Origin of the sequence: Acidocella sp. (assembly GCF_028687955.1) — a bacterium.
Taxonomy (GTDB): Bacteria; Pseudomonadota; Alphaproteobacteria; order Acetobacterales; family Acetobacteraceae; genus Acidocella.
Window position 1 is genome coordinate 1 of record NZ_JAQTZC010000047.1, and the last position, 6,048, is coordinate 6,048.

7 protein-coding genes are annotated in these 6,048 nt (G+C 66.0%); 4 read left to right on the forward strand and 3 right to left on the reverse strand.

All coding sequences use genetic code 11. The annotated features are described in order from the left end of the window. Positions 1 to 128: 128 nt before the first annotated feature. The 3 genes from PHE40_RS07535 to PHE40_RS07545 are packed head-to-tail and all read right to left on the reverse strand — an operon-like array spanning position 129 to position 2,291. Positions 129 to 1,007, reverse strand: coding sequence for an alpha/beta hydrolase (locus PHE40_RS07535; protein ID WP_299960282.1), 879 nt, complete (start codon positions 1,005 to 1,007; stop codon positions 129 to 131). A 1-nt stretch (position 1,008) separates the two neighbouring features. Beyond that, a complete protein-coding gene (locus PHE40_RS07540; protein ID WP_299960285.1) occupies positions 1,009 to 1,662 on the reverse strand; it encodes a ChrR family anti-sigma-E factor in 654 nt (217 codons plus the stop codon). Beyond that, entirely contained in the window at positions 1,659 to 2,291 is a 633-nt protein-coding gene (locus PHE40_RS07545) for a sigma-70 family RNA polymerase sigma factor (RefSeq protein WP_299960288.1), read from the reverse strand. Before PHE40_RS07545 ends, PHE40_RS07540 begins: the two co-directional genes overlap by 4 nt. A 122-nt stretch (positions 2,292 to 2,413) precedes the next feature. On the opposite strand from PHE40_RS07545, the gene PHE40_RS07550 reads away from it, so the two are divergent. From PHE40_RS07550 to PHE40_RS07565, 4 genes are all read left to right on the forward strand, one after another. Then, on the forward strand, positions 2,414 to 3,724 hold the full coding sequence (locus PHE40_RS07550; RefSeq protein ID WP_299960291.1) for an NAD(P)/FAD-dependent oxidoreductase: 1,311 nt from the start codon (positions 2,414 to 2,416) through the stop codon (positions 3,722 to 3,724). Next, on the forward strand, positions 3,721 to 4,497 hold the full coding sequence (locus PHE40_RS07555; protein WP_299960294.1) for a DUF1365 domain-containing protein: 777 nt from the start codon (positions 3,721 to 3,723) through the stop codon (positions 4,495 to 4,497). The genes PHE40_RS07550 and PHE40_RS07555 overlap by 4 nt, the downstream gene beginning before the upstream one ends. After that, positions 4,494 to 5,705, forward strand: coding sequence for a cyclopropane-fatty-acyl-phospholipid synthase family protein (locus PHE40_RS07560; RefSeq protein ID WP_299960297.1), 1,212 nt, complete (start codon positions 4,494 to 4,496; stop codon positions 5,703 to 5,705). The genes PHE40_RS07555 and PHE40_RS07560 overlap by 4 nt, the downstream gene beginning before the upstream one ends. Beyond that, positions 5,702 to 6,048, forward strand: a 347-nt coding sequence (locus PHE40_RS07565) for a DUF2177 family protein (protein WP_299960300.1), incomplete at its 3' end; no start/stop codon positions are given. The genes PHE40_RS07560 and PHE40_RS07565, both read left to right, overlap by 4 nt.

The following is a 6,048-nucleotide window of genomic DNA, read 5'->3' on the forward strand; positions in this document are numbered from 1 at the left end:
ACATCCCGGAGCGATGACGCCCAAAGTTCCAATGTGTCTTCAACAGATGCGCCGCCACTTATCAGAGCCTGAATCATGGTTGCCCATTGATTCAGAACTCGCAATAAAATGCAACTGTAGTGTTAGGTTCATGCAACACTCCTGAAAGGTTGCACGGCGGTCACGGCGTGGATGAAGGCGAGACAATCGGGCAGCACCGGCGCCAGAAAGCCGAGCGGCGGGGCGATGGCGCCGATGATCAGCCTGTGGTCGAGCCGGGGATAATAGCGCTCGCGCACATCATCGCCCGCCGCGCGCAGCCGGGCGGCAAGCCGCAGGCTGTTTTGCGGCTCCACGGTTGTGTCGCGCAGCCCGGCGGCCAGAAACGCAGGCGGCGCGCCGGGGGTGACGAAATTAATCGGCTGGGTTCGGGCCAGCTCGTCCGGCGGGCCAAAAATCAGCTTGATCACCCGCTCGCGCAGCGGCAGAAAATCATACGGCCCGGCCAGGCCGATAAAACCGGAAATGTCACGGTGCGGATCAAGCCCCTCAGCGCCGAGATATTCCGGGTTGAGCGCCAGCATCGCCGCGATATAGGCGCCCGCGGAATGGCCCATCAGCACCAGCCGGTCCGGATCCCCGCCGAATCTGCGCGCGTTGTTGCGGCTCCAGGCCACGGCGCGCGCGGCATCCTCCAGGAATACCGGGAAGCGCACCGCGGGGTAGACGCGATAATCAGGGATAACGGCGACAATCCCCCGCGCGGCCAGGGCCGCGCCAACAAAGCGGTACATCGCCTTGTCGCCGTCCTGCCAGCTGCCACCGTAAAAAAACACCACCACCGGCGCGTCTTTCACCCCGCGGGGCGCATAAACATCCAACCGGCCGCGCGCCCCTGGCATGTAGCTGATGTCATGCGTGACACGCCAATCCCCGCCCCAGGCGGCGGCGTTGAGAACACTCACCGGCGCGATCCAGGCATAAGTGGCAAGGCCGAGCAGCAGCAAAGGTGCGAACGCCAGCTTCATCCTAAAGGCCAAGACGGCGCTGCACCCGCCCCATCCATCCATCCAGGCGCAACCCGCCTTCCAGCGCCGCAAGGCAGATGCAGCCTTCTTCATCGGCGCGCGGCTGGTGCAGCACCGTCTCGTCATGCTCGGCCATGTCACCGGGGCCATATTGGCCGGTGCTGTCGCTATAGCCGCCATACAAAATCTGGGTCAGCTCTTGCGCCGCATGGGCATGGCGGACAACCGCGCAATTCGCCGCCACGCGCAGCAGCATCACATTGGCATCCGGCGCCCAGGGCAGACGCACCCGGCTGTAGCGCACCCCCCTGCCAAGCCAAAGCCAGCGGCCGATGTCACAACCCGCCAGCACCGGCGGCAGCTTCATATCCGGCGGCAAACCAAGTGCCGCCCGGCGCGGGGCGCGCAAAACGGGTACCGGCGCGGGCCGCTCCTCCAGCCGTGCCAGCACATTGCTGAAGGCCGAGGGCGCCATGGCGGCAGGCACCTCCATTTCCAGCAAGGCGCCGCCCACGGCCTCGAACGCCGCCAACCTGTCACGGCAATGCGCGCAGCCGTGCAAATGCGCGGCGGTGACGAGCGCCAGCCCGGCATTGAGCCGCCCCGCGGCATGGCGGAGCAACGTATCATCGCTAAGGTGGTGTTGGATACTCATGGTTCAGTCCCCAGCGCATCGCGCAGGCGCAAGAGGGCCAGACGAATGCGGGATTTAACGGTGCCAAGCGGCAGGTTCAACGCCGTGGCGATGCTGGCGTGCGGCGCCTCGGAAAAGAAGGAAAGCTCGATCACGCGGCGATGCGCCTCGCTCAGAGTCGCCAGAGCCCCCCGCATCCGTTCCGCACGCTCGGCTTCCAGGCTCAACGTCTCGGCCGAGGGCGAGAGATCCTCCTCCGGCGGCGGCTCCGGCAGGCTGCCGCGACGCCTGCGCGCCAGATCAATACGCAAATTGCGCGTGATGGCGAACACCCAGGTCGCCGCCCCGGCACGGGCGGGGTCAAAACTCTCCGCCTTGCGCCACAGCAGCAGCATCGTCTCCTGCGCCAGCTCTTCGGCCGCCGTCTCCGCCAGACCGGCGCGCATATGGAACGCCTTGAGCCGCGGCGCGAAATATTTGAACAGCATGGCGAAGGCTTGGCGGTCCCGCGCGGTTGCGACGAGGCCAAGCAACCGGGCCTGCGCCGCCGCATCCAGCGAGGCCGGCACGTCCACCGGGGTCAACAGCGCCCCCCGGCGCAGGATTTGCCCCTGAAGTCTCCTGCTGAATTTGGCTTCATGCTTGCTCACACCGGCTTATACGCGCCCCCCGGCGGTTTGGATCACACCGCCCCGCAAGAGAGTCCGCTTGCCCGCGGTGATCCAGCCCGCGCCCCCCGGCGTATAAGCCGTGTAGCCAGCAAGGAGCACATATGTCCGAGAGGAAAAAAATCGCCGTGGCCGGGGCCGGAATTTCCGGCCTCGGCGCCGCCTGGCTGCTGGCGCGCCGCCACGATGTAACCTTGTTCGAGGCCGAAACCCGGCTCGGTGGGCACAGCCACACCGTCCTCGCAGGCGAGGTGCCCATTGATACCGGCTTCATCGTATACAACGAACCGGCATACCCAAACCTCACGGCGCTGTTCAGGCATTTGGGGGTGGCGACGCAACCGTCAGACATGTCGTTCTCCGTCTCGCTGGATTCCGGACGGCTGGAATACGCCGGGAGTAATCTCGCCGGGCTGTTCGCGCAACCGGGCAATCTCTTGCGCCCGCGATTCTGGTCCATGCTGCGCGGCATCGCCCGCTTCTACCGCGAAGCGCCGCAAGCCTTGCACCGGCTCGGCGAGGCACGGCTGGACGATTACCTGCGCACGGCCGGCTTCAGCGCTGCATTCTATGAGGATCACCTCTACCCGATGATCGCGGCCATCTGGTCAGCGCCGGCGGGTCAGGCGGGCGCGCTGCCCGCGGCTTCCTTCATCCGCTTCTGCGAAAATCATGGGTTGCTGCAAATAAACGGCCGCCCCCTGTGGCGCACGGTTACCGGCGGCTCGCGCGAATATGTGGCCAGGCTGCGGGCTGATTTCGGCGGCCGTGTGGCCACCGGCCGCCCCTTGGCGGCCGTGCGCGCAATCCCTGGCGGCGTCGAGCTGCGCGATGCCACCGGCACAACCGAGCGATTCGACGAGGTGGTGCTGGCCATGCACGCCGGCGATGCCCTGCGCCTGCTGGAGGACGCAACACCCGATGAACGGGCGCTGCTCGGCGCCTTCCGCTACACCACAAACGAAGCCCTGCTGCACACCGACGCGCGGTTGATGCCGCGCCGCCGCGCCGCATGGGCCGCCTGGAACTACGCCGCCGGTCCCACACCGGAGGCTCCCTGCGCGGTCACCTACTGGATGAACCCGCTGCAAAACCTCCCGGGAAACACTGATTACTTCGTCACGCTCAACCCTCTGGCCGAACCAGACCCCGCGCGGCTCTTGCACCGCCAGAGCTATGAGCACCCCGTGTTCGATGTCCCAGCCCTGCGGGCTCAGAAACAGCTTTGGAACCTGCAGGGGGTCAAGCGCCGTTGGTTTTGTGGCGCTTATTTTGGGGCAGGGTTTCATGAGGATGGTCTGCAAGCCGGTCTGGCCGTGGCCGAGGCGCTGGGCGGTGTCCGCCGGCCCTGGCGGGTCGCGGCAGAATCGGCGCGCATCAGCCTGCCGGAACGCCCGCTGGAAGCCGCGGCATGAGCGCGCTCTATGAAGGCATCGTCACCCACCAGCGCTTCAGCCCCAAACCGCACCGGCTGAAATACCGCGTGTTCTCCCTCCTGCTGGATCTCGAAATCCTGGACGATGAAGCCGCGCACCTGCGCCTGTTTTCACGCAACCGCTTCAACCTGTTCTCCTTTCATGACCGTGACTACGGCGATGGCCTGGGCGATCCGCTGGCCTGGGCGCGCGCGCAAATGCGCGCCGGCGGGCTGAACGCTGAAGGCAGCCGCATCACCCTGCTCACCATGCCGCGGCTGCTCGGTTATGCGTTCAACCCCATCGCCGTGTATTTCTGTTACGCCGCCTCCGGCCCCCTCATCGCGATTCTCTATGAGGTGAACAACACCTTTGGCCAGCGCCACAGCTATTTCATTCCGGTCACCGGCAATTCCGGCGGCCTCGTGCGGCAGAGCTGCGCGAAAAAATTCTACGTCTCACCCTTCATGGATATGGATATGCACTACGATTTCACCCTCCAGCCCCCCGCCGGAACATTGCGGCTGCGCATTGCCGCGTGTGACTCGCAAGGCGTGGTGCTGACCGCCTCCTTCAGCGCGCGGCGCAAACCCCTCACCAGCAAGGCCTTGCTGCACGCCGCCATCGCCTACCCGCTGCTAACTCTTAAAGTCGTGGCGGGCATCCATTGGGAAGCCCTGCGGCTCTGGTGGAAGGGCATGCGCCTGCACGCGCGCCCCGCACCGCCGGTGGCGCCTGTCAGTTTTACGCAAAACGCGGAGAAAACACTATGAGCGAGGTCCGCGCAACAACGGCAAAGCCGGCGCTTAAATGGCCCCGGCTGGGTGCCGCGCTACTGGAGCGCCTGCTGCGGCGCCTTGAGCATGGGCGTCTTGCCATCACCCTCCCCGGCGGCGGCCTGATCACCCATCGCGGCGCGCGGCCGGGCACGGACGCGCGGTTGGAGCTGCACAACTGGCGCCCGCTGCGCGCCCTGCTGCTGCGCGGCGACACGGGCCTGGCCGATAGCTACATCGCCGGCGACTGGTCCAGCCCGGACCTTCCCGCCTTCCTGCGCTTCGGTGCTGAAAACCTGGGCGAAGTCACCCCCGGCACATGGGCAACGCGCCTCGCCGCCCGGTTGCGCCACTGGAACAACCGGAACTCGCGCCAGGGCAGCCGGCGCAACATCATGGCCCATTATGATCTGGGCAACAGCTTCTACGCCCGCTGGCTGGATGCTGGCATGGCCTATTCCTCCGGCATCTACGCCACGCCCGATGAAGACCTCGCCACCGCGCAGACCCGCAAACTGGAGCGGATCTCTGCTTTGCTGCGGGCGGCGCCGGGTGCGAACGTGCTGGAAATCGGCTGCGGCTGGGGCGGCTTGGCCGCGCATCTGGCCGGCGCGGGTGCGCATGTCACCGGCCTCACCCTCTCGCCCGCCCAGGCCGAATACGCGCGCGCGCGCCTAGCCGCGGCCGGGTTGGCGGAGCGCACCCACATCGCCCTGCGCGACTATCGCGACGAAACCGGCCTTTACGATTGCATAGTCTCCATCGAAATGCTCGAAGCCGTGGGGGTTGCTTATTGGCCGGCCTATTTCGCGGCGCTGCGCGCGCGCCTCAAACCAGGCGGGCGGGTTGTGCTGCAAGTCATCACCATCGCGGAGGAGCGTTTTGCCTCCTACCTGCGCAACCCTGATTTCATCCAGTCCCATGTCTTTCCCGGCGGCATGCTGCCCACCAAAACCGCCATCGCGGCTCAGGCCCATACCGCCGGGCTCACGCTCACCGGCACTACATTTTTCGGAAAAAGCTATGAACACACCCTAACCGAATGGCGGCGGCGCTTCCTGCAATCCTGGCCCGGCACGCAAAGCCCGGAGGGCTTCACGCCCTCGTTCCGGCGGCTGTGGGATTATTATCTCGCCTACTGCATCGCCGGTTTCGCAACCGGGATGACCGATGTCGGCCTTTATGTCCTGGAGCATGCCCAATGAAGAGTTATCTCACCGCCTACATCGCCGCGGGGATCAGCTTTACGGCCGTTGATGCGCTATGGCTGAGTCTGATGAGCGCACGCCTGTACCGGCCGGCACTCCAGGGCATTCTGGCTGAGCGCGTGCAGGTGGCGCCCGCCATCGCCTTTTATGCGCTATATATCCTGGGGCTGGTCATCTTCGCCGTCGCGCCGGGGCTGGCGGCGGGCCGCTGGAGCGCGGCGCTCTGGCGCGGCGCGCTGTTTGGCCTGTTCACTTACATGACCTACGACCTGACCAACCAGGCCACCCTGCGGGCCTGGCCGTTCAGCGTCACCGCGGCGGATCTCAGCTGGGGGATGCT

Coding starts and splice junctions, on each gene's coding strand:
- PHE40_RS07535 (WP_299960282.1), bottom strand. CDS start 1,007: ATGAAGCTGGCGTTCGCACCTTTGCTGCTGCTCGGCCTTGCCACTTAT.
- PHE40_RS07540 (WP_299960285.1), bottom strand. CDS start 1,662: ATGAGTATCCAACACCACCTTAGCGATGATACGTTGCTCCGCCATGCC.
- PHE40_RS07555 (WP_299960294.1), top strand. CDS start 3,721: ATGAGCGCGCTCTATGAAGGCATCGTCACCCACCAGCGCTTCAGCCCC.
- PHE40_RS07550 (WP_299960291.1), top strand. CDS start 2,414: ATGTCCGAGAGGAAAAAAATCGCCGTGGCCGGGGCCGGAATTTCCGGC.
- PHE40_RS07560 (WP_299960297.1), top strand. CDS start 4,494: ATGAGCGAGGTCCGCGCAACAACGGCAAAGCCGGCGCTTAAATGGCCC.